This is a genomic window from Actinoplanes sp. NPDC049681 (assembly GCF_044465265.1).
Classification (GTDB): Bacteria; Actinomycetota; Actinomycetes; order Mycobacteriales; family Micromonosporaceae; genus Actinoplanes.
Genome location: NZ_JBITLP010000012.1, coordinates 66,204 through 86,679, shown reverse-complemented (window position 1 = coordinate 86,679; position 20,476 = coordinate 66,204). Strand labels below are relative to the sequence as shown.

The window sequence follows — 20,476 nt, the reverse complement described above, 5'->3', positions numbered from 1 at the left end:
GTAGCGTCCTCGTGGGGTTACAAGTACGATGCCTGCTCTGATCCTGATCATCCCTTGTTTCCAGCCGACACTCAGTCCTGAAGCCCCCATGCCGATCAAGAGGTAGTGACGCCAGCCCCTCACGGCAGGCACCGACGCGGCCCGGGCAGGTTGCCTTGAGTACAGACGATCGCTTCCCCGCCGGAAGCGGTGCGGGTGACGCATCCGCAACACGCGTCGCCACTCGGCACGATGAAAACGGACATTCGGTTCCTTCGGTCGTCTCCGGCGACGAAGGGAACGTAACCGGCAGGATCATCGACGGGCCGGAGTCGGCATCCGTGCAGGTTGATCGGTCGGGCATCGCGGTCCGCACCGTCACCGCCTCCGCCGGCGGGGTGCGGTCCCCGCTCGGCCGCGCGATGTGGATCTATCTGGCCATCACCATCGCCCTCACCGCCGTCTACGTGTTCGTGCCGGGCTCGAACGTGATCACCTGGACGTTGATCGTCCTGGCGTCGCTGACCGCGTTCACCGTCGGGATCGTGCGCAACAAGCCGCGGCGGCGCAGGCCCTGGGCCCTGCTCGCCGCCGGCTACGTGATGTTCGCGGTCGGCACCGTCGTCGCGCTGGTGGCGGTGCCGCCGGGGCAGTTCCCGTCCATCGCCGACCTCGTGTTCCTCGGGGCGTCGCTTCCCCTGCTGCTCGCCGGCCTGCACGGTCTGACCCGGTCGGGAGCGCGCTTCCTGGACCGGGCGGGGGTGCTCGACGCGGTCATCCTGACCATCGCGGGCGGCTTCCTGGCCTGGACCTTCCTGATCAACCCGTTCCTCCAGGAGCCGACGCTCGGCCCGCTGGAGAAGGCGGTCTCGATCGCGTACCCGCTGACCGACGTCCTGACCCTGGCCATCCTGGCCCGGCTGGGCCTGGCCGCGGCCCGCAACACCAGCCTGGTGGCGCTGCTGACCTCCGGCGCCGCGCTGCTCACCGCCGACGTCCTGTACGGCCTCAGCCGCCTCGAGGAGATCTGGCAGCTGGGCGGCCCGATGGACCTCGGCTGGCTCGTCTTCTACATCGCCGGGGGCGCCGCGGCGCTGCACCCGTCCATGATCCGCGCCACCGAGCCGCAGGTGCTGACCAGCACGCAGGTCTCGCTGCGCCGCGGCGTGCTGACCGTGGCGTCGCTGCTGGCCCCCGCCGCGCTGCTGGTCCAGGCGCTGCGCGGGCCGGTGCTCGACGGCGTCGTCATCGCCATCGTCTCCGCGGCGCTCATCCTGCTGGCCCTGGCCCGGATGTCGGCCGTCGCCAACAACCTGCGCCAGGCCCTGGCCCGCGAGCGGGAGCTCCGGGAGGCCTGCGAGGCGCTGCTGATCTCCACCGACACCGACGAGGCCGAGGCGGTCCTGCGGCGCGCGATCGGCCGGATGCTGCCCGCGGACGCGGAACACCGGGTGGTGCTCAAACTGCGCCAGGACCAGGCGGCCGAGCCGGCGGAGATCGCCTCGGCCCTGAGCAACCTCACCGCCGGTCTCGAGCTGCGCTACGTCGTCACGCTGCCCGCGGACGTCGCCGAGCCGCTCGCCGCCTTCGAACTGGCCCTGCACTGCCGCCTCGCCGTCGGCACCTCCTGGATCGGCGACCTGTTCGTCGGCGCGGACGAGCCCGCGCTGATCGGCCTGCAGGAGGCCGTACCGGTGCTGGCGGGCCAGGCCGCGACCATGATCGACCGGATCCGCCTGGGCCGGGAGATCAGCCACCGCGACAGCCAGGCCTACTTCCGGACGCTGGTGCTCAACGCCACCGAGGTCATCGCCATCGTCGGCGAGGACAACCGGATCACGTACGTGAGCCCGGCCGCCGACTCCGTGGTGGGCACCGCCAACCTCGTGGGCCGCGACATCCTCGACCTCATCGACGAGGGCCAGCGTGACGAGGTCCGGGACCAGCTGGACGCCGCCCGTAACGGCTCGGCCACCGAGGGCCTCAACCTGTGGCGGGTCCGCCGCGTCGACGGCACCCTCGTGTACGCGGAGGCCGTGATCGGCGACATGCGCCGGGAGCCGGGCGTGAACGGGCTGGTGGTGACGCTGCGGGACGTCACCGAGCGACGGCGCCTGGAGCAGGAGCTGATCGCCCGCGCGTACGTGGATCCGCTCACCGGCCTGGGCAACCGGCTGCAGTTCCAGGACGACGTGGCGGCGGCGATCACCGAGCCGCGGTCCGGGGTCTGCGGCGTCATGATCATCAACGTGGACGGCTTCCGGGTGGTCAACGACACGATGGGCCACGAGGTGGGCGACGAGCTGCTCATCGCCGTCGCGAAGCGGCTGTCGGGGGTGCTCGCCGGGCGCGGGAGGGTGGCCCGGCTGGGCGCCGACGAGTTCGGCGCGGTCGTGGCCGACGCCCCGGACGTGGCGCACGTCGAGCAGCTCGCCGACGAGGTCGTCGGCCTCTACGCCGATGCCTTCCAGGTGGGCGGCAGCCTGGTCACTGCGCACCTGCGGGCCGGCGTCGCGACCACCGCCGACGCGAGCACGGCCAAGGAGCTGCTGGGCCAGGCGGACGTCGCGCTGGACAGCGTGCCGGCAAGCGGGGGCGCGCGCTGGCGGCGCTACGAGGCGTCGCTGCACGCCGAGGTGCTGGACCGGATGCAGCTGCGTACCGACCTCGACCGGGCGTTCTCCGAGAAGTCGTTCCAGCTCAACTACCAGCCGATCGTCGAGCTGAGCAACGGGCGTACGGTCGGCTTCGAGGCCCTGCTGCGCTGGCCGCACCCGACCCGCGGGATGGTCTCCCCGGCGACTTTCATCCCGCTGGCCGAGGAGTCGGGGCTCATCGTCGACCTGGGCGCCTGGGTGCTGCGGACGGCGGTCGCGACCGCGGCGCAGTGGCAGCGCGTGCAGCCGGTCGACACGCCGTACGTGAGCGTGAACGTCTCCGTCCGGCAGTTCCGGTCGCCCGAGTTCGTCGACCAGGTCTTCGCCGAGCTGGCTCTCTCGGGGCTGCCGCCCCACCTGCTGACGCTGGAGATCACCGAGAGCCTGCTGCTGGGCGAGCACGAGCAGATCCACGCCGACATCGCACGCCTGCGGCAGGCGGGGATCAAGATCTCGATCGACGACTTCGGTACGGGCTACTCCTCGCTGAGCTACCTGCACCGCGTACCGGTGGACACACTGAAGCTCGACAAGTCGTTCGTCGACACGATCACCACGTCGCAGCAGCAGCTCGATCTCGTACGGGGCATCATCCAGCTCGCCGGCACCCTGACACTCGACGTGGTGGCGGAGGGCATCGAGACCGCCGACGAACACCGGCTGCTCCTGGAGGCCGGGTGCGGTCTGGGCCAGGGCTACCTGTTCGACCGGCCGATGACCGAGGCGGCGGCGACCCAGCTGGTCACGGACGGCGAATGAGTCCTCTCACAATAAGTTGAACTATCTGGGACATGCACCGACTTCCCTGCCTAGCCTGGAGGTCATGGTGTCCACCACGCCCGTCGCGGCCTCACCCGCCGCCGACGCCGCCTATCGCAGCGTCTCCGCCCTCACCCGGGCGGGACTCTGGGATCAGGTGATCGACGAGGTCGACGGGCGCCGGATCCGCATCGGCGAGCGCTGGTTCGTCGACTTCGCCTCGTGCAACTACCTGGGCCTCGACCTCGACCCGGAGATCATCGACTCGATCGACGCGCAGGTGCGCCGCTGGGGGACGCACCCGAGCTGGTCGCGCATGCTCGGCAGCCCCCGGCTCTACCCGATGATCGAGGAACGGCTCGCCGAGCTGCTCGGCGCCCCCGACACGCTGCTGCTGCCGACGATCAGCCAGATCCACCTGTCCGTGATCCCCGCCCTGGCCGGCCAGGGGCACATCCTGATGGACTCTCGCGCCCACCGCACGATCTACGACGGCTGTGTGCACGCCCGGGGCCTCGGTGCCACGCTGCGCCGCTTCCGGACCGAGGACGCCGACCACCTGGCCGAGCTGCTGCGCGAGGTTCCGCCCGGCACTCCCACGCTCGTCTGCATGGACGGCGTGAACAGCATGACCGGCAACACCCCGGACCTGCGGGTCTTCGCGGCCCTGTGCCGGGAGTACGGCGCCACCCTGTACGTCGACGACGCGCACGGCTTCGGCGTGATCGGTGAGCGGGGGCCGGCCGAGCAGTCCCCGTACGGCATGCGCGGCAACGCCATCGTGCGGTACTACGGGCTCGACTACGACAACGTGGTGCTGGTCGGCGGCTTCTCGAAGGCGTACTCGTCGCTGCTGGCCTTCATCGCCTGCCCCACCTCGGTCAAGGAGTTCCTCAAGATCACGGCCCCGCCGTACCTCTACTCGGGCCCGGTGCCGACCGCCGCCCTGGCCACCGTGCTGGCCGGCCTCGAGGTCAACGAGCGCCGGGGCGACGCCCTGCGCACCGACCTGTACCTCAAGACCAAGCGCGTCCTCGATCACCTCCAGGAGCTGGACGTGCGTACGCCCAACGCAACGGGCTTCCCGCTCGTGCAGATCCCGCTGGTCGACGGCGACGAGCTGCCGGCGGTGGCCACCCGGCTGCTCGACCAGGGCATCTACGTCACGCTCGCGCCGTACCCGGGGGTGCCGAAGGACGAGGTGGGCTTCCGCATCCAGATGACCGCAGCGCACACCGAGGATCAGGTCGACGCCCTGCTCAAGACGCTCACGGACTTGGGCACGGCGGTGCTGCGCCGGCGCTGATCCCCTTAGGGTTTTCGCATGAGGGACTTCACCGGCGAGGATCTGCGGGGAGCGCGCTTCGAACGCGCCGATCTCAGCGGGATCGAGATCCGTGCTTGCGTGCTCAACGGCGCCCGTCTGCGCGGCGTCGAGATGGACGGCGTCGTGATGCGCGGGGTCGAGCTCGCCGACGTCGACATCTACGGCGAGATCGGCCGGCTCGTCGTCAACGGGGTGGACGTCGGTCCGCTCGTGGAGGCCGAGCTCGATCGGCGACATCCGGAACGGGCCAAGATGCGCCCCACCGACGCCGCCGGCTTCCGCGAGGCCTGGGACGTCGTCGAGCAGCTCTGGGCCGGCACGGTCGACCGGGCGCGACGCCTGGATCCCGAGCTGCTGCACGAGTCCGTCGACGGCGAGTGGTCGTTCACCGAGACGCTGCGGCACCTGGTGTTCGCCACCGACGCATGGGTCAGGCGCGTGATGCTCGGCGATCCCGCGCCGTGGGACCCGCTGGACCTGCCGTGGGACGAGATGCCGGAGACGCCCGGCATACCCCGCGACCGCACCGTGCGGCCGCCCCTCGACACGGTTCTCGAGCTACGCCGGGATCGGATGGCCACCGTAAGGGAGGTGGTCGACGGCCTCACCGACGAGGCCTTGGACGGCGGCACCGAGCCGGTCGACGCGCCCGGCTGGCCGCGTCCGCGCAGCTACCCCGTGCGGGAGTGCCTGCGGATCATCCTGAACGAGGAGTGGGAGCACCGGCTCTACGCCGAACGTGACCTTGCCGCGCTTCACCTCCGGCGCACCCACGGATAGAGGGTCGCCCACACCATCTTTCCCTCGCGGGTCGGCAGGACGCCCCATGCAGTGGCAGCAGCCTCCACCACGCGCAGGCCCTGCCCGATGTCACGGGCCGTGCTGACGGGCGGGACGGCGTCGTCCGCCGCCGGACGTCGCGCCGACAGCACCTGCGGCATCCGCGGATCGCGGTCGCCGACCGCCAGATGCAGGCCCTGTCCCCGCCAGGACACCGACACGGTGACCGGGGGACGGCCGTGCATCACGGCGTTGCCGGCCAGCTCGGAGACGACCAGCCGGCCGCGGTCCGCCATCGCCTCGAGCCCCCAGGCGGCGCAGGCGTCGGTCACCAGGTTGCGACTCAGGAAGACGGCCTCGGGCCACGGCGGCAACTGCAGCATGAGCCGGTGCAAACGCCCCGACGGGCGCGGCTGGGCCCGGGCCTCCTCGATCGTGTCGAACACCGGCAGAAATCGGTGGGTGCCCATGCGGCACAGCCGCCTGGCCAGCACGGTATCCGCCGGAACGCAGGCCAGTACCTGCACCGGCGGCTCCATCGCCTGTCCGGCCCGCCCCGCATGGAGCCAGGAGTTGACGCTGTCGCCCTGAGGGTCCCGAAATCCCCCCAGATCGAGGATCAGCGTTCCGGGGTGTTCACTCATGCACTTGCTCACGCTCTTGTGCATGCGGGTGTTGAAGCAGGGACTCCACGTCCCCCGCATCGTCATGGTCACGGTCTGGGTCTCGATCTCTGCGCTGACGGCGATCGATCCCTTATCACGGGCGTCGGCTCGGTTGTGCTGAGACAGCGAACTCACCTCGGGACAAGAGGGGAAATGTCCGGCCGGTCACCTCTCCAACCGGCGGGGCGTGTGCGACGGAGAAGCCGCACTACTGGTCAGTTCCCGCTCGATGCTTCCGCAGCGGCATAGCCGTTGTCGGACAGCAAGTGCGTCGCGTCTCGATGCAATCTGTATTAAGAGGCCGGCGAGAAGGGCGGACCCAGGTCTTTCATCCAATGGGCGCAACGCAGCGGCCGGCCCTCGTAATCGAGGTCGCAGTCCTCCGAACGGGTGAAGCCCAGCTTGCGCAGGATCGCATTGGACGGTCCGTTCGTCACGGCCGGGAAGGCGTGCAATTCGCGTACGCCGTGAGCCACGGCCAGCGGCAACAGCTGGGCGAACGCCGCACCGGCCACACCCCGAGCCTGATGGTCCGGCACGAGCATGGCGCCGAGCTCGTGCACCGGCTCCGACCCGAACTCCGAGCGCCAGATCGCGATGATGCCCACCGGCTCCTCGGAACCGTCCGGCACGATCACGTAGTAGAGGTCGCCGTCGGCCACCCCGGTCATCCGGCGCCGGTGGACCTGCGCCACGTGCTGCTCGTCGCCGGTGCCACCGAGGTGGCCGACCACCCCGGGATCGGATTCCAGCCGCCGGGTCAGGCTCAGGTCGCTTTCGCCGTACGGGCGTAGTCGCATGCCGTCCTGCATACCAGCCGGAACGCTTCTCGATCGACAACTGCGCTGACACGACCCGCCGGACACGCAAGACTGATGCGGTGAACGAGGAGATCCGGGCCCGGCGGGCCGCCTGCACCGACACGTTCCTCGGCAACGGCCTGATCCGGCCCCGGGAGCTCCTAGCCTCGATCGACTCCGACACCGAGCCGGACACGTACGGCGAGGGCGGCGTCGTCACCGAGCTCGAAGCCCACATCGCCGCCCTGCTCGGCAAGCCGGCCGCGGTCTACCTGCCCAGCGGCACCATGGCACAGGCCGCCACGCTGCGGGTGCACGCCGACCGGCGGACGTCGCGGACCGTCGCCTGGCATCCGTACTGCCACCTGGAGCAGCACGAGGGCCAGGCGCACCAGCGGCTGCACCAGCTGGTCGGCCGGCGCGCCGGTGAGCTGGAGCGGCCGCTCACCTTGGACGACCTGACGGAGATCGCGGAGCCGCTCGCCGCACTGCTGCTCGAACTGCCGCAGCGCGACCTCGGCGGCACGCTGCCACCGTGGGACGACCTGGTGGCCCAGACCGAATGGGCAAGGAACCGGGGCGCGGCCGTGCACCTGGACGGCGCCCGCCTGTGGGAGGCGACGGCAGGCTACGAATGCACACCGGCCGACGTCGCCGCCCTCTTCGACACGGTCTACGTCTCGTTCTACAAGGGCGTCGGCGCGCTGCCGGGATGCTGCGTCGCGGGCTCGGAGGCCGACGTACGGGAGGTCCGCGAGTGGCGTTCCCGCCTCGGCGGCACCCTGTTCGCGATGTGGCCGGGTGCGGCCTCGGCGTTGCGGCTGGTGGACGAGGCGCTCGCGGAGATGCCCGCCCGGCTGCGGCACGCCCGCGCGATCGCGGAGGCGCTGGCCGGCGTACCCGAGGTGCGGGTCGTGCCGGACCCGCCGCAGACGCCGATGCTGCACCTGCTCTTCTCGGCGCGGCCCGGCACGTTCCAGGCGAACGCCAAGCGGCTCGCCGAGGAGACCGGGCTGTGGGTGTGGCCCAGCGGCATGGCCACCGGCGACCCGGCGGTGATCCGCACCGAACTCTCCGTCGGCCGGGCCACCCTGCGCCACAAGCCGGAGGCGATCGCCGAGATCATCGGCGGCCTCTGCGTCGACGCCCCCGTTTAGGGACGTGGCTCGCCTCCACTGTGGTGGCGACGATGGTGGAATGAAGCTTGATCCGCGCCGCCTGCGCCGCGCGCTGTTGTCCCTGCTCGCCACGCTCACCGTGGTCGCCGGCGGGCTCACCGCAGCGTTCGGCACCGGCTTCACCGAGCAGTCGGCCGCGTACGCCGCCGGCGACCACACCGTCACGTTCGTCAACGCGAGTGCCGAGAAGATCTGGGTGGGGAGCACCGTCAACGACGACGGCTCGGTGAACTTCGGGCAACTGCCGATCCTGGCACCCGGCGCCTCGGCGACCATCGTCATCCCGGAGCACTCCGGCCCCGGCCATTGGCGCGGCAAGTTCTTCGCCCGGCAACGCTGCGGCGGCGAACCCTTCCACTGCGAGGTCGGCGACTGCGGCGCCGCCGTCGACCACTGCGCGATCAACTCGGAGCAGGACGCCAGCCTGGCGGAGTTCAACTTCGACCCGGCCGACCCGTGGGGCGCACCCTGGTACGACGTCAGCTACGTCAACGCCGTCTCGCTGCCCGTCACGATCACGCCGACCGGTGCGCCCGCTCCCCCACCGGGTACGCAGTACTGCGCGGAGGCGGGCTGCGCGAAACCCCTGCTCGACGCCTGCCCGGCGAGCGCGCTCAAGCGTGACGGCCAGGGGCAGCCGCTGCTGTGCGTGAACCCCGACCGCGATGCCGTGACCGAGTACAGCGACGCGATCAAGAAGGCGTGTCCGCGGGCGTACAGCTGGTCCAAGGACGACGCCACGGCCGGCAACCAGACGATGTACAACTGCAAGGAATGCACCGGCTTCACGGTGACCTTCCACGGCAACGGCGCGGCCGCTCCGCCGCCCGTCGAGCCGCCGGCCGCCCCCGCGGGAGACACGCAGCTCGTGAGCAACTGGCACGGCAAGTGCATCGACGTGCCCGGCGGCGACTACTCGGACCGCGTACGGCTGGCGGTCTGGGACTGCTGGAACGGGCCGATGCAGCGCTTCCGGCTGGCGGCGGACGGCACGATCCGCATGGGCGGCAAGTGCCTCGACGTGGCGGACGGTTCCACCGCCGACATGGCCGCCGTCCAGGTGTTCACCTGCAACGGCACCCCGGCGCAGCAATGGGTGCTGACCGAGGCGGGCGACCTGGTCAATCCGCAGGCCGACAAGTGCGTCGACATCGCCGCCTGGAACCCGGCGAACGGCGCGCCGCTGCAACTGTGGACGTGCAACGGAATGGTCAACCAGAAATGGCACCGGGCCTGACGAGCGGTATAGCGTCGACGACGGTACGTGCAGCGGCGTCGACCGTGCGGAGGGCAGTCCCATGCCTGATGATCGAGCTTCCGCGCCGGGGCCCGAGGGCCCGCGGGCGCAGACCATGGCTTTGCAGGGTGTGGCCAACCGGATCATCCGCGGTCTGCTGCGGGTGCCCCTGCTGTCCCGGCTGATCGGCAGCCGCCTGATGACCGTATACGTGGTCGGGCGCAAGTCGGGGAAGCGCTATTCGGTGCCGGTCTCGTACACGCGGGACGGGGGTGATCTGCTGATCGGGGTGCCGTTCGCGTGGGGGAAGAACCTGCGCACCGGCGAACCGATCGAGGTGCGCTACCGCGGCCGGCGCCGGGTGGCCGACGTGCGGGTGATCACCGATGAGGCGGGCGTGGTCGAGCACTACGCGCTCATGTGCCGGGACAATCACACCTTCGCCGGCTTCAACAAGGTCGGCTTCGACGCGGCCGGTGAACCGGACCCCGAAGACCTCCGCAAAGCCTGGGCCGCCGGCGCCCGCGGCTTCCGACTGACCCTGCGCTGAAGGCGGCCCCAGCTGCAGGCAGGCCCGGCGCTACAGGCAGGCCCGGCGCTACAGGCAGGCCCGGCGCTACAGGCAGGCCCGGCGCGACAGGCAGGCCCGGCGCGACAGGCAGGCCCGGCGCGACAGGCAGGCCCGGCACCGAGAGCGGGCCCAGCGCTGAACGCGGGCTTCGCTGAAGCCCCGGGTCCGGGCGCCGAAGACGGGCCGGCGCTCAAGACAGGCCGGCGCTCAAGACAGGCCGGCGCTCAAGACAGGCCGGCGCTCAAGACAGGCCGGCGCTCAAGACAGGCCGGCGCTCAAGACAGGCGCTGAGGGCTCGCCGGCCGTGAGGGCGGGGTCAGAGCAGGGCGTGGTCAGAGCACGGCGGTGACAGCCAGGAAGACCGTCGAGATGCCGAACGCCAGCCAGCCGATCCGCACGACCGCCGGATCCGTCAGGATCTCCACCAGCTGGTGTCGCCCCGTCTTGAGCGCCTCGGCCGGCAGCTGCCCCGCAACAGTGCCGGCGAACGCCAGCGGAGCACCCAGCGCCTCCCGCGGCGTCAGTCCCGCGGCGGCGTGCCGGCGCTCCGCATCGGCGATGAACGGGTTGGCGGTCTCGTACGCGACTCCCCGGTCGGCGAGCGCCACCCGTGCGCCGACCTCCCACCGGGCGAAGCTGTCGAGGACGCTTGCGTTGCTGCCCATCGGTCCCTCCTCGGCTCGGCGGCTGGGTCCGCCGCGATGAGACGACTATCCCCGCCGGGAAGTCCCCGTCGCATCGCCAGGGAGCAGGGTTTACCCGCGCGATCACTCCGACGAAAGTCGTAGTCGGCAGCTGACCTCAGGACCCGGTGTCGTCACGCCGGGCCAGGCTTGCGGCGCGGGCCCGCCCCAGCACGAGAAGATCAGGAGAACTCGACCGCGGCCGTCTCGACCGTGCCGCCCTTGCGCCCCGGGGCGGTCTGCTCGTGCCAGTAGAGGTTGGTGTGGGCGATGACCTTGTCGGGCGGCGGCGCTCCCCAGGACGAGAGGTCCTCGGTCGTGTGCGCGTCCGCCACCAGGGTCGCGTCGTAGCCGCGGGTGATCGCGCCGTGCAGGGTCGAGCGGATGCAGGCGTCGGTCTGGGCGCCGGCGACCAGGAGGCTGCCGATGCGGCCCTGGGCCAGCACCGACTCGAGCGTGGTGTCCTCGAAGGAGTCTCCGTAGCGCTTGTGCACGAGCGGCTCGGTGTCGCGGCGCACCAGCTCCGGCACGTACCTCCAGGGTTCGCTGTCGGTGGGCAGGTCGTCGCTGGTGTGCTGGACCCAGATCACCTCCACGTCGGCGGCGCGGGCCTTGTCGACGAGGGTGGCGATGTTGGCGACGACCCGGTCCCGGTCGTGGGCCTGCGCCACGACGCCGTTCTGCACGTCGATGACCAGGAGTGCGGTGTTCGGGCGGTCGGTGAGTGTCGTCATGTCGCGATGCTATGCCGGGGGTACGACAGTTACGGTCGGGCATGCGTTCCGGACGGCACTTCGACGAGCTGGTGGGCGAGGCGGTGGGCGTACCCCTCACCGGCTGGGAGTTCGCCTGGCTCGACGGCCGCGCGGTCGGATCCGATCCGTCCTGGTCGTATCCGCAGCTCGCGCGGCCGCTGCTGCGGCGGGCGCACAGCGTGCTGGATCTCGACACCGGGGGCGGGGAGCTGCTGGCCGAGCTGGCCCCGCTGCCGCCGCACACCGTCGCCGTGGAGAGCTGGGCGCCGAACGTGCCGGTGGCCCGGGATCGGCTGACCCCGTTCGGGGTCGCCGTGGTCACCGAGCTGCCCGGCGGCGAGGAGGAGTTCGACGTCGTGCTGAGCCGGCACGGACGGTTGCCGGCGGCGGACATCGCGCGGCTGCTGAAGCCGGGCGGGGCCCTGCTGAGCCAGCAGGTCGGCAGCGACGATCTGGCCGATCTCAATGCCGAGCTGGGCGCTCCCCCGCCTGCTCCACGGTTGTGGACTGCGGAGACCGCGGTCGCGGCGCTGGAGGCCGCCGGTCTGGAGGTCACGGACGTACGCGAGGAGCGCCCGCCGCTGACCTTCCACGACGTCGGCGCGATCGTCTACCAGCTCCGCGCGGTGCCGTGGCAGGTTCGCGACTTCAGCCCGGAGCGCTACGAGCGTGCGCTGCGCCGCATCGACGCGCTGATCCGTACCGAAGGGCACTTCACCGTCACCGCGCACCGCTTCCTGGTGCAGGCGTCGCGCCGCTGAGCTTCAGACGTCGGTCCTGCGGCGCCGGGGGCATTCGCCGGCATCCGCGGGCTCGCGGTGCAGGTACGCGTTGAGGTAGAGCAGCACGGCCAGGACGGCGAGCGGCGCACTGAGCAGGACGATTCCGTGGAACATCGCGGATCAGACCTTCTCGCGAGCCGTGTGGAAGGTCTCGACGAGCTCGTACGCGTCGACCTCGGTCTCCGGGTCGACGTCGGCGAAGCAGATCCACGAGCCGCGGGCCATGGCGAAGCCGAAGTGCATGGCGGCGCCCATGTCCTGGATGTGCGCGGAGTCCACGACGCGGATGTGCGGGAGGCCGGCGAGCGTCTGCGCCGAGCCGTCGTAGGAGCCGGCGGCCACGGCGATGACCTCGAACGAGATCTGCTGGGAGTGCAGGGCCTCGGCTAGGCGCTCCACGCCCTCGCGCAGGCGGCGGCCGGGGTTCTGGAACGGCAGGACGACGCTGAGCTCGACGGCGGCAACGGCGTACGGCCAGGGCATGGGTGCGAGGTCGCGGGCGGGCCCGGCAACGACGACGGGCGGCACGGCGAGGAGGTTCCGGTGCGTCATGCCCTCAAGGTTCGGCCCGCAACCTCAATGCAACCTCATCCGGTGCTCAACGACGGCGCAAATGTGCTCCGACGTTTCCGCTCAGCACTCCTTCGCCGAGGTCGATCGTGAAAGTGGGACCACTAGGAGGCACCAAACTGTGACTCAGAGTGACACGCGCTGGATGGGCGTGGGCTCGGCGACCGGCCCGGACGCGGAGAGCGCCGGCATGCGAGCGGCGCGGGCGGCGCTGCGGGATCGCGGGGACAGCCGGCTGATCGTCCTGTTCGGCAATCCGCGCCAGGATCTGATCTCGGTGCTGCGGGGCGTCACGAAGGTCACCGGGGACGTACCGCTGGTCGGCTGCGCCACCGCGGGTGAGTTCACGTCCGAGGGCCCGATCTTCGACGGGGTGGTGGTCGCCGCGCTCGGCGGCCCCGGCTTCCGGTTCGCGACCCGCGCGGTCGAGGGGATATCCCGGCGTCCGCGCGAGGTGGGCGCCGAGGCGACGGAGAGCGCTTCCGCGCTGCCTGACGGCGGACACACCGCGATGCTGATGGTGATGGACGGCCGCGCCGAGCGGCAGGAGGAAGTGCTCCGCGGCGCGTACGACACGCTGGGGGCCTCGATTCCGCTGATCGGCGGGTGCGCCGCCCCCAGCCCGGCGGACGACACCGCCTTCCTGCTGCACGACGGCAAGGTGCTCACCGACGCGCTCGTGACCGTCGCCATGCAGTCGGATGCACCGTTCGGTATCGGCGTAGCGCACGGCTACGAGCCGGTCGGCGACCCGATCCTGGTCACCCGCAGTGGGCAAGGCCGGATCATGGAACTCGACGATCGACCCGCGCTGGACGTCTACCTGGACCGTTTGCACGGGCCCGACGACGCGTACCGGGATCCCGAGGCCTTCGCTCTTTTTGCCCTGGAACATCCTGTTTGTGTGGATCGTCGTAGCGGCCGGGAGGCGCGGCTCATCAGCGGCGCGGACTTCGCGACGCGAGCGTTGATGTGCCCGGCTGACATCCCCGAGGGCGGCACCCTGTGGCTCAGCAGCTCGAGCGCGGGCACGCTGCTGGACTCGGCGGCGTCCGCGCGGGCCGATGCCGTACGCCCGCTCCCCGGGGACCCGCTGGGAATGCTGGCGTTCGACGGAGTGGGACGGATGATGATGCTGGGCACCGAGTCCGGGCCGGAGAACGAGATCCGCCGGCTGGCCGGGGAGGACGTAGACCTGCCGGTCGCGGGCTGCTACTCCGCCGGAGAGATCGCGCGTACGCGCGGCATCAACGGTTTTCACAACTACTCCGTCGCCGTGCTGGCGGTGGGCTGAATGAGTCTTGCCTCGGGCGTGGGCGCCACCCACCTGCTCGCCGAGTTCGTCGCGCTCATGGCGAGCGTCTCCGACGAGCGCCGGGCGATGCAGGTCGCCGCGGAGCACGCCGCCTCGGCCGCCGAGGCGGAGGTGTGCGCGGTCCTGCGCGACGGTGACGTGGTGTCGGTCGGCTTCCCGCGGCGGGAGTGCCCCGCCGACCTCATGCGCGAGCTGGCCCAGTCCGGGGCACGCCAGGCCCACCTGCCCGGCGTCGGCGACTGTCACCTGGCGGTGGCCACGATGAGCGGCGAGGTCTCCGGCCACCTGCTCCTGGCCCGCCTGCAGGACCCGTTCGGGCCCGACGAGATCAGCCTGCTGCGGGCGACCGCCCGGGTCCTGTCGCTGAGCCTGACGATGATGGAGACGCTGGCCGCCGAGCGCCGGCTGCGGGAGCACAGCGATCAGCAGGCGGCGGAGAACGCCCGGCTGCTGCGCGAGCTGGAGGCGCGCCAGGCGCTGGTGGAGGCGCTGCGGCGGATCGAGGCGGCCATCGCCCGCCGGGACCCGCTGCGCGAGATCCTCGACACGATCACCGAGGCCGGCCACGTCCTGCTGCAAGCGCAGACGTCCGCCCTGCGCCTGCTCGCGGGGCCGGACTCCGACGACCTGCGCCTCGCCGCCGTCGGCGGCGCCACCGAGACCGAGCTGGGGCGCCGGGTCACCCGCACCGCCGCGCCGCTCACCGACGCCGCCATGTCGCACAAGCGCCTCGTCGCGGTGGACGACGGAAGCGGCGAGCTGCCCGGCGCGGCGGCCACGATGGCGTGCCCGGTGATGGAGAACGACGTGGTCGTCGGCGCCCTGACCGTCGCACGGGCGCCGGGACAGATGCCGTTCACGGACGGGGACCGGGAGGCGCTGCTCGCGCTGGCCGATCACGCCGGGATGGCGGTCACCGACGCCGCCGCCGTACGCGCGGTGCACGAGGCCCAGCTGGACCCGCTGACCGGGCTGCCGAACCGGGCCATGTTCACCGGCCGGCTGGAGCAGGCGCTGCTCGACGCCCACGACCGGGGCGAGACCGCCGGCGTGCTGTTCATCGACCTGGACCGGTTCAAGCCGGTCAACGACTCGCTCGGGCACGCCGCCGGCGACGCGCTGCTGGCCGAGGTGGCCCGCCGGCTGCGCAGCTGCCTGCGCGACGGCGACACGAGCTCACGGCTGGGCGGCGATGAGTTCGCGGTGCTGCTGCCGGGCGCCAACGTCACCGACGCGGTGGCGGTCGCCGAGCGCGTCTCCAGCCAGATCCGCTCGCCCTTCGAGGTGCTCGGCAATCTCGTGCACGTCAGCGCGAGCATCGGCGTCGCGGTGAGCACCGCCGGGCAGGACGCAGCCCAGGTCCTGCACGACGCGGACATCGCCATGTACCGCGCCAAGAAGCTGGGCGAGGGCGAGCTCCAGGTGTACGTGCCGGAGATGCACGCCGACATGCTGAACCGGATGCAGCTGGAGACCGATCTCAGCACCGCACTGGTGCACCGGCAGCTGGTCACCCGCTACTCGGCCGTCGTCGACCTCTCCTCGGGGTCCGTGGCGGCGGTCGCCGTCGCGCCGTACTGGCAGCATCCGCAGCGCGGGCTGCTGGCGCCGGAGGAATTCCTGGCGTTGTCGTCGAAGACGGACGTGGGCGGCCGGATCGAGCGGTGGCTGCTCGCGCAGGGCTGCCGGGACCTGGCGGCGTGGCGGCGCTCCGGCGTGACCGAGGTCGGCCTGCACCTGCACCTCGAGGCGCACCAGCTGACCGACGAGCGGTTCCGCGCCGCCGCGCAGAACGTGCTCGGCCTCAACGGGCTCACCCCGGCCGACCTCACCTTCGAGGTCAGCGCCCGGGTCCTGGCCGAGGAGGCCGAGAAGGTGGCCGCCCATGTGGCCCGCTGGCAGCGCGACGGATTCCGGATCGCCGTACGCGACTTCGGCTCGGCCCCGTTCGCCCTGGCCGACCTCTGCGGCGTGGCGCCCGACCTGGTCAAGATCGATCTGCGCTGCAGCGCCCCGATGCTCTCCGCCGACGGCCGCCGCCGGCTGATCGCCGCCGCCCGGCAGTTCAGCGACGTCGTGGTGGCCCAGGAGGTCGACACGGAGGACGAGGTCAAGGAGCTGGTCGCCGGCGGCTGCACGTACGGCCAGGGCGGCGTCCTCGGCCCGCCGATGAGCGCGGACGAGCTGGCCCACCGCTTCCCCGCCCCGGCCGCCGCCGGCTGACGTACGGCCATGGACAACGAGCGGATGGGCCCGAACGTGGTCCAGAAAGAGGCTAAATCTTTTTGCTTCTTTCGCCGATCACGGGCGGGCGCTCCCGGGCGAAGACTGGGCCGGTGCCCGATGACGAACCCCGGTGGTACGACGAGATCCCGGCCCGCGGCCTGTGGCGAACCCGCCGCCGCGAGCGGCTCGAGTTTGCCATCGCCACCCTGCTCCTGACCGGTCTGCTCGGCCTACTGGTATTCGGCGTGTCGCGGGAATCCCACGACCGGCCCCGGCCGCAGCCCGCATCCTCCTCCGATGTCACCGTGCCGACCGGGGTGGGCACGAGCTGAACTCGCCCGAACGGATGAAGTGAGGCCGGAACGGGACGGCCAGAATGTCCGGGTGACGAAACAGACTCGCATCGGCCTCATCGTGGCTGCCCTTGTCCTCGCCGGTGGTGGGACCGCCGCCGCCGTCGCCGTGGTCACCGGCAACGACGACGGCGTGGCCGGCACGTTCCAGGCGGCGCAACCGACCGATTCCGCAGCCAGTTCCGCCCCGCCGAGCACGGATGCCGCGCCCGGGGACGGCAAGCGCACGGTCAGCGAGACCGAGCCGATCAAGTTCAAGACCCGCACGGTCAAGGACAACTGGCTGGCCAAGGGCGAGAAGGAGAAGCGCACCGGCGGCGTCGACGGCGTGCGCACCAAGACGTACGAGGTGACGGTCGTCGACGGCCGGGAGACGAAGCGCAAGCTGGTGAAGTCGGAGGTGACCCGCAAGCCGGTGGACGAGGTGATCGCGGTCGGCACCTTCTGACCGGCCGGCGGGCGCTAGTCCGGGAGCTGCTGGCGGATCAAGGTCGCGGCCGCGGTGTGATGCGCGACGGTGAGCGCCACCGCAACGACGCCGGCCACCAGCAGGGCGACGCGCATGCGCCCGGACAGCGTCCGCGCCCGCCACCCCAGCGCCAGGCTCACTGCGCCGAGGAGACCCGTCGCCCCGCCCACGTCGTCACCGAGCAGCCAGCTCAGCGCCGCGCCCAGCGATCCGCCCGGATGCTCGAACGCGGTCTGCCAGAAGGTCAGGAACCCACCGAAGAGCAACAGCAGGGACAGACCGGTGAGGCCGGCGACCCATCGTTGCCGCGGGCGCAGGCCGCGCTGCAGCGGGCCGAGGACCGTCGCCACGAAGGCCAGCCAGGCGACCATCCACGCCCCGCCGAACCACACGGCGATACTCGGGATCAGCAGCAGGGACCATGCCAGCAGCCACCCCAGCAACGCCAGCCAGGCCGGCGGGTCCTCCGGCCAATCGATGGCCGACCAGAACGGCAGGAGCAGGACCAGCACGCTCAGGGCGGGCGCGAGCAGGCCGGCCACCAGGACCCGGGCGAACAACCGCAGCCCGGCCGGGGTCGCCACGTCGCGCAGGCCACCGGTGCCCGCGGCCACCCCGCGCCGGGCGAACGACCGCAACGCGGGCAGCGTCCACAGAGCGGCCGCCAGGTAGCGCCACTGCGCCGCCCGGCCGGCCGCGCCCACTTCCAGCAGGTCGGCGGTCCACTCGGCGCGCTGCCGCTGCCGGAAACCGGCCGGCAGCAACCCGGCCATGGCCGCCACCACGAGCCGCTCGGCGCTCCGGAGCACGGCGATCGTGGACGTCTCGCGGCTCACCATGCCGGCCGCCGCGACAGGCCCCGGGCCGCCCGCTGCCGCCGGGCCGCGACGGCCTCACGCGCCGCGGTGACGCCCGTGGGGGTCAGCCGGTAGTACCGCCGCCTCGGACGGCCGACGGCGTGCGCGTCGACGTCCTCCTCGCGGCTGCTCACCCAGCCGACCGTCTCGAACGCCACGAGGATCGGGTAGACCGTGGCCGGCTCGAGACCGGCCTGCGTGGCCAGGTCCAGCCCGTAGCGCTCCCGCTCGGGGTCGTCCAGCATCGCCTGCAGCGCCAGCAGGCGCGGCGTCGTCATGCGCAGTGTTCCCATGGCGCGAGACCGTACCGGCTATTCCTAGTTCTGCATAGGGTTCCGGTCTCTGTCGGCCATCCGTCACGGCCAGCAAAACCGCAATGGCGGCAAATCCCCCGGCAAATACTGGGCGCGGCGCCACTCGGTGCCGCATCCATACACGGGGGTCAGTGATGCAGTCCAAGAAGAGAACAGCCGCCGCGCTCGCCGCGGCGCTGGGCGTGAGTGGAATCGCCGCACCGGCAAGTGCGGCCGAACGGGCCAGCCTGCCGGTCTTCGCCGTACGCTCCTCGGGCCTCACCGGCGACGAGACAGCCCGCCTCGCCCGGGCCCTGGGCCTCAAGCAGATCGCGCGCGGCGAGGACGGCAGCGTCCGGTACGCCGCCGAGAAGTCCTTCCTCGCCGTGCCGACCCGGGCCGCCGGCCGCGCCCGGGGCGGCGACGAGGACGGGCAGCCGACCACGACCACGGTCCTGGACGTCGCCGCGCTCAAGCGGCTGCGCACGATCAGCACCAGTGACGCGCTGAGGCGAGCCACCCGGGCGCTCGCCATGGCGAAGCTCACCCCGCGCGACGCCAAGCCCGGCGCGCGCAAGACCACGCTCACGGCGGTCGACCGCAGGGGACGCACGACCGTCTCGGCGGCGCTGGACACCACCGTCTCGTACGCCTTCACGCTCGCCGGCCTGCCGTACGAGGGCCCCGGCGCCAAGATCCGGCTGGCGTACGACGGCAAGGGCGCGGTGACCGGCCTGACCTTCAGCACCCGCACGCTGGAGCCGGCCGGCTCGGTCGAGGTGCTCGACGCCGGCGAGGCGATGGCCCGGTGCGCCAAGGCGATGGGCGAGGGCATCCGCGTGTCGGCCGCCACGCCCGTCTACTGGGCACCGGCGCTGACCGCGGCCCTGCAGCGGATCGAGCCGAGCCTGCGCTGCTCCGGCGTCGACGGCTCGGGCGCCCAGGCGCAGCGCGTGGTCGTGCCGGCCGCGGTCGATGCCACGCTGCCGGAACCACCGGCGCCGCAGGAGCCACGACCGGGCGGCGGCAAGATCACGTCCCGGGCGTACCAGCGCGTCGACGTCGGCAGCGAGGGCACCGGGCCCTGCTCCGGCCTGCCCTACACCAGCAACAACCTCAACTCCTTCAACGGCCAGTTCACCAGCCGGGGCATCCCGGTCGAGTTCAGTTGGCGCGATCAGAACGCCTGGGAACAGGACTTCAAGGATCCCGCGTACGGCGGTGACGACAGCAACTGGGCCGACCACGTCGACATGACGTACTGGCAGGGCCACGGCTCGCCGACCGGCTTCAGCTTCTCCGGATGCAGCAGCAACGACGACTCGTTCCTGGCGAACACCGACGCCCGCTGGGGCAACGGCGACGTCGAGTGGATGAGCCTGTTCACCTGCCTGATCCTCGCCGCCGACTCGGGCGGCCAGCGGTGGTGGCAGCGCTGGGGACCCGCGTTCGCCGGCCTGCACCAGATCAACAGCTTCCACACCGTCTCGTACCACAGCGCCTCGCACGGCGGCACGTACGCGAACTACCTGCTGCGCAGCCCGTTCCTGTGGTGGAACAAGCCCATGCCGGTCCGCAGCGCCTGGGCGCAGGCGTCGATCGACGACCAGCCCTCCGACGTGGTCTGGGCAAGCATGGGCCCGATCGGCCCCGGCGGCGCGGTCAGCATGAACGACTACTTCTGGGGCAAGGGCGCGGTCAGCGCCGACGTGCCCGCCGCGTCGATCACCGGCTACTGGTACGTCTCCGGCACCTCCTGAGCACGTGCCGCGTCGGCGCCGCTCCGGCGGCGCCGACGCAACCAGCCACAGGGCAGCACGACCGCGTAGAACGCCAGATCGGCGCCGAGCTTTCCGGCCAGGACGCCGAGCGCCAGATGCCCGATCAGCAGCGGCCCGGCGTAGAGCAGAGCGGGCCGCACCACCAGCGTGTCCAGCACCTCCGCCGGCCCGAACTCCACCAGGGTTCCCGGCACCGCGGCCACCATGGCCCGCAGCCGTCCCGCTCCGCGGCTCGCACGGGTGTCACGCCAGAGGATGACGCCGTAGTAGCCCACCCCTTCGGCGACACTGCCGGCCCACGCCCCGGGGTAGGCGGATTCGGTCATCCGCTGCACCGCCGTCACGGCGAGCAGCGCCGCGGCAGTGCCGGCCAGCTCCGGCGGCAGAAAGCGGCGTAGCGTCACGACCTGACGGTAGGCTCGTGAAAGCCCAGCTCAGC

The 20,476-nt window shown here is 71.8% G+C and carries 21 protein-coding genes; 12 read left to right on the top strand and 9 right to left on the bottom strand.

The features are described from left to right. Positions 1–320: 320 nt before the first annotated feature. The 3 genes from ACIBO8_RS36005 (at position 321) to ACIBO8_RS35995 (ending at position 5,502) form a co-directional block, all read left to right on the top strand. Positions 321–3,395 carry a putative bifunctional diguanylate cyclase/phosphodiesterase gene (locus ACIBO8_RS36005; protein WP_396120005.1) on the top strand — a complete coding sequence of 1,025 codons (3,075 nt, stop codon included), beginning with the start codon at positions 321–323 and terminating at the stop codon, positions 3,393–3,395. Positions 3,396–3,459: 64 nt separating this feature from the next. Next, positions 3,460–4,701, top strand: a complete 1,242-nt coding sequence (locus ACIBO8_RS36000) for an aminotransferase class I/II-fold pyridoxal phosphate-dependent enzyme (RefSeq protein WP_396120004.1) — start codon at positions 3,460–3,462, stop codon at positions 4,699–4,701. Positions 4,702–4,719: 18 nt separating this feature from the next. Then, a complete protein-coding gene (locus ACIBO8_RS35995; RefSeq protein WP_396120003.1) occupies positions 4,720–5,502 on the top strand; it encodes a DinB family protein in 783 nt (260 codons plus the stop codon). Here the strand turns inward: ACIBO8_RS35995 and ACIBO8_RS35990 are convergent. Both ACIBO8_RS35990 and ACIBO8_RS35985 read right to left on the bottom strand, forming a co-directional pair. Then, the gene (locus ACIBO8_RS35990) at positions 5,478–6,302 is read right to left on the bottom strand and encodes an ATP-binding protein (RefSeq protein ID WP_396120002.1); all 825 of its coding nucleotides are present in this window, start codon (positions 6,300–6,302) and stop codon (positions 5,478–5,480) included. The two genes, ACIBO8_RS35995 and ACIBO8_RS35990, sit on opposite strands and share 25 nt — an antisense overlap. Before the next feature lie 158 nt (positions 6,303–6,460). After that, positions 6,461–6,967 carry a GNAT family N-acetyltransferase gene (locus ACIBO8_RS35985; RefSeq protein ID WP_396120001.1) on the bottom strand — a complete coding sequence of 169 codons (507 nt, stop codon included), beginning with the start codon at positions 6,965–6,967 and terminating at the stop codon, positions 6,461–6,463. 80 nt (positions 6,968–7,047) lie between these two features. Between ACIBO8_RS35985 and ACIBO8_RS35980 the strand changes: the two genes are divergently transcribed. From ACIBO8_RS35980 to ACIBO8_RS35970, 3 genes are all read left to right on the top strand, one after another. Continuing rightward, a complete protein-coding gene (locus ACIBO8_RS35980) occupies positions 7,048–8,124 on the top strand; it encodes a threonine aldolase family protein (RefSeq protein WP_396120000.1) in 1,077 nt (358 codons plus the stop codon). Positions 8,125–8,164: 40 nt separating this feature from the next. Next, entirely contained in the window at positions 8,165–9,382 is a 1,218-nt protein-coding gene (locus tag ACIBO8_RS35975) for a thaumatin family protein (protein ID WP_396119999.1), read from the top strand. Positions 9,383–9,443: 61 nt separating this feature from the next. After that, complete coding sequence (locus ACIBO8_RS35970; protein WP_396119998.1) at positions 9,444–9,932, top strand: hypothetical protein; 489 nt, start codon at positions 9,444–9,446, stop codon at positions 9,930–9,932. A gap of 353 nt (positions 9,933–10,285) precedes the next feature. Here the strand turns inward: ACIBO8_RS35970 and ACIBO8_RS35965 are convergent, their stop codons facing one another. After that, positions 10,286–10,618: a hypothetical protein gene (locus ACIBO8_RS35965; protein ID WP_396119996.1), complete on the bottom strand. Its 333-nt coding sequence runs from the start codon at positions 10,616–10,618 to the stop codon at positions 10,286–10,288. A gap of 200 nt (positions 10,619–10,818) precedes the next feature. Then, complete coding sequence (locus ACIBO8_RS35960) at positions 10,819–11,370, bottom strand: isochorismatase family protein (protein WP_396119995.1); 552 nt, start codon at positions 11,368–11,370, stop codon at positions 10,819–10,821. 41 nt (positions 11,371–11,411) lie between these two features. Between ACIBO8_RS35960 and ACIBO8_RS35955 the strand changes: the two genes are divergently transcribed. Then, positions 11,412–12,152 carry a class I SAM-dependent methyltransferase gene (locus tag ACIBO8_RS35955; RefSeq protein WP_396119994.1) on the top strand — a complete coding sequence of 247 codons (741 nt, stop codon included), beginning with the start codon at positions 11,412–11,414 and terminating at the stop codon, positions 12,150–12,152. 3 nt (positions 12,153–12,155) lie between these two features. Here ACIBO8_RS35955 and ACIBO8_RS35950 read toward each other — a convergent pair whose 3' ends face one another. Both ACIBO8_RS35950 and ACIBO8_RS35945 read right to left on the bottom strand, forming a co-directional pair. Continuing rightward, positions 12,156–12,287, bottom strand: coding sequence for a hypothetical protein (locus ACIBO8_RS35950; protein ID WP_396119993.1), 132 nt, complete (start codon positions 12,285–12,287; stop codon positions 12,156–12,158). A gap of 6 nt (positions 12,288–12,293) precedes the next feature. Beyond that, positions 12,294–12,725: a glycosyltransferase family 2 protein gene (locus tag ACIBO8_RS35945; RefSeq protein ID WP_396119992.1), complete on the bottom strand. Its 432-nt coding sequence runs from the start codon at positions 12,723–12,725 to the stop codon at positions 12,294–12,296. A gap of 139 nt (positions 12,726–12,864) precedes the next feature. On the opposite strand from ACIBO8_RS35945, the gene ACIBO8_RS35940 reads away from it, so the two are divergent. From ACIBO8_RS35940 to ACIBO8_RS35925, 4 genes are all read left to right on the top strand, one after another. Beyond that, positions 12,865–14,037: an FIST signal transduction protein gene (locus tag ACIBO8_RS35940; RefSeq protein ID WP_396119991.1), complete on the top strand. Its 1,173-nt coding sequence runs from the start codon at positions 12,865–12,867 to the stop codon at positions 14,035–14,037. Beyond that, positions 14,038–16,281, top strand: a complete 2,244-nt coding sequence (locus tag ACIBO8_RS35935; protein ID WP_396119990.1) for a putative bifunctional diguanylate cyclase/phosphodiesterase — start codon at positions 14,038–14,040, stop codon at positions 16,279–16,281. Positions 16,282–16,394: 113 nt separating this feature from the next. Next, entirely contained in the window at positions 16,395–16,616 is a 222-nt protein-coding gene (locus ACIBO8_RS35930) for a hypothetical protein (RefSeq protein WP_396119989.1), read from the top strand. 52 nt (positions 16,617–16,668) lie between these two features. After that, positions 16,669–17,085 carry a G5 domain-containing protein gene (locus tag ACIBO8_RS35925; protein WP_396119988.1) on the top strand — a complete coding sequence of 139 codons (417 nt, stop codon included), beginning with the start codon at positions 16,669–16,671 and terminating at the stop codon, positions 17,083–17,085. A gap of 14 nt (positions 17,086–17,099) precedes the next feature. Here ACIBO8_RS35925 and ACIBO8_RS35920 read toward each other — a convergent pair whose 3' ends face one another. Continuing rightward, complete coding sequence (locus ACIBO8_RS35920; RefSeq protein ID WP_396119987.1) at positions 17,100–17,945, bottom strand: hypothetical protein; 846 nt, start codon at positions 17,943–17,945, stop codon at positions 17,100–17,102. Continuing rightward, positions 17,939–18,256 (bottom strand): PadR family transcriptional regulator, encoded by a 318-nt coding sequence (locus tag ACIBO8_RS35915; protein ID WP_396119985.1) that lies wholly within the window; start codon positions 18,254–18,256, stop codon positions 17,939–17,941. Before ACIBO8_RS35915 ends, ACIBO8_RS35920 begins: the two co-directional genes overlap by 7 nt. 155 nt (positions 18,257–18,411) lie before the next feature. Here ACIBO8_RS35915 and ACIBO8_RS35910 point away from each other — a divergent pair, with 155 nt between their 5' ends. Then, positions 18,412–20,016: a DUF6345 domain-containing protein gene (locus ACIBO8_RS35910; RefSeq protein ID WP_396119984.1), complete on the top strand. Its 1,605-nt coding sequence runs from the start codon at positions 18,412–18,414 to the stop codon at positions 20,014–20,016. On the opposite strand, the gene ACIBO8_RS35905 is transcribed toward ACIBO8_RS35910, so the two are convergent. Next, complete coding sequence (locus tag ACIBO8_RS35905; RefSeq protein ID WP_396119983.1) at positions 19,989–20,441, bottom strand: hypothetical protein; 453 nt, start codon at positions 20,439–20,441, stop codon at positions 19,989–19,991. The two genes, ACIBO8_RS35910 and ACIBO8_RS35905, sit on opposite strands and share 28 nt — an antisense overlap. Between the last annotated feature and the right edge of the window lie 35 nt (positions 20,442–20,476).

What these genes read in the sequence shown, in the direction of transcription:
- ACIBO8_RS35950 (WP_396119993.1), bottom strand. Translation starts at nt 12,287, where the DNA reads ATGTTCCACGGAATCGTCCTGCTCAGTGCGCCGCTCGCCGTCCTGGCC.
- ACIBO8_RS36000 (WP_396120004.1), top strand. Translation starts at nt 3,460, where the DNA reads ATGGTGTCCACCACGCCCGTCGCGGCCTCACCCGCCGCCGACGCCGCC.
- ACIBO8_RS35970 (WP_396119998.1), top strand. Translation starts at nt 9,444, where the DNA reads ATGCCTGATGATCGAGCTTCCGCGCCGGGGCCCGAGGGCCCGCGGGCG.
- ACIBO8_RS35985 (WP_396120001.1), bottom strand. Translation starts at nt 6,967, where the DNA reads ATGCGACTACGCCCGTACGGCGAAAGCGACCTGAGCCTGACCCGGCGG.
- ACIBO8_RS35965 (WP_396119996.1), bottom strand. Translation starts at nt 10,618, where the DNA reads ATGGGCAGCAACGCAAGCGTCCTCGACAGCTTCGCCCGGTGGGAGGTC.
- ACIBO8_RS35910 (WP_396119984.1), top strand. Translation starts at nt 18,412, where the DNA reads ATGCAGTCCAAGAAGAGAACAGCCGCCGCGCTCGCCGCGGCGCTGGGC.
- ACIBO8_RS35920 (WP_396119987.1), bottom strand. Translation starts at nt 17,945, where the DNA reads ATGGTGAGCCGCGAGACGTCCACGATCGCCGTGCTCCGGAGCGCCGAG.
- ACIBO8_RS35975 (WP_396119999.1), top strand. Translation starts at nt 8,165, where the DNA reads ATGAAGCTTGATCCGCGCCGCCTGCGCCGCGCGCTGTTGTCCCTGCTC.
- ACIBO8_RS35945 (WP_396119992.1), bottom strand. Translation starts at nt 12,725, where the DNA reads ATGACGCACCGGAACCTCCTCGCCGTGCCGCCCGTCGTCGTTGCCGGG.
- ACIBO8_RS35935 (WP_396119990.1), top strand. Translation starts at nt 14,038, where the DNA reads ATGAGTCTTGCCTCGGGCGTGGGCGCCACCCACCTGCTCGCCGAGTTC.
- ACIBO8_RS35915 (WP_396119985.1), bottom strand. Translation starts at nt 18,256, where the DNA reads ATGGGAACACTGCGCATGACGACGCCGCGCCTGCTGGCGCTGCAGGCG.
- ACIBO8_RS35955 (WP_396119994.1), top strand. Translation starts at nt 11,412, where the DNA reads ATGCGTTCCGGACGGCACTTCGACGAGCTGGTGGGCGAGGCGGTGGGC.
- ACIBO8_RS35960 (WP_396119995.1), bottom strand. Translation starts at nt 11,370, where the DNA reads ATGACGACACTCACCGACCGCCCGAACACCGCACTCCTGGTCATCGAC.
- ACIBO8_RS35995 (WP_396120003.1), top strand. Translation starts at nt 4,720, where the DNA reads ATGAGGGACTTCACCGGCGAGGATCTGCGGGGAGCGCGCTTCGAACGC.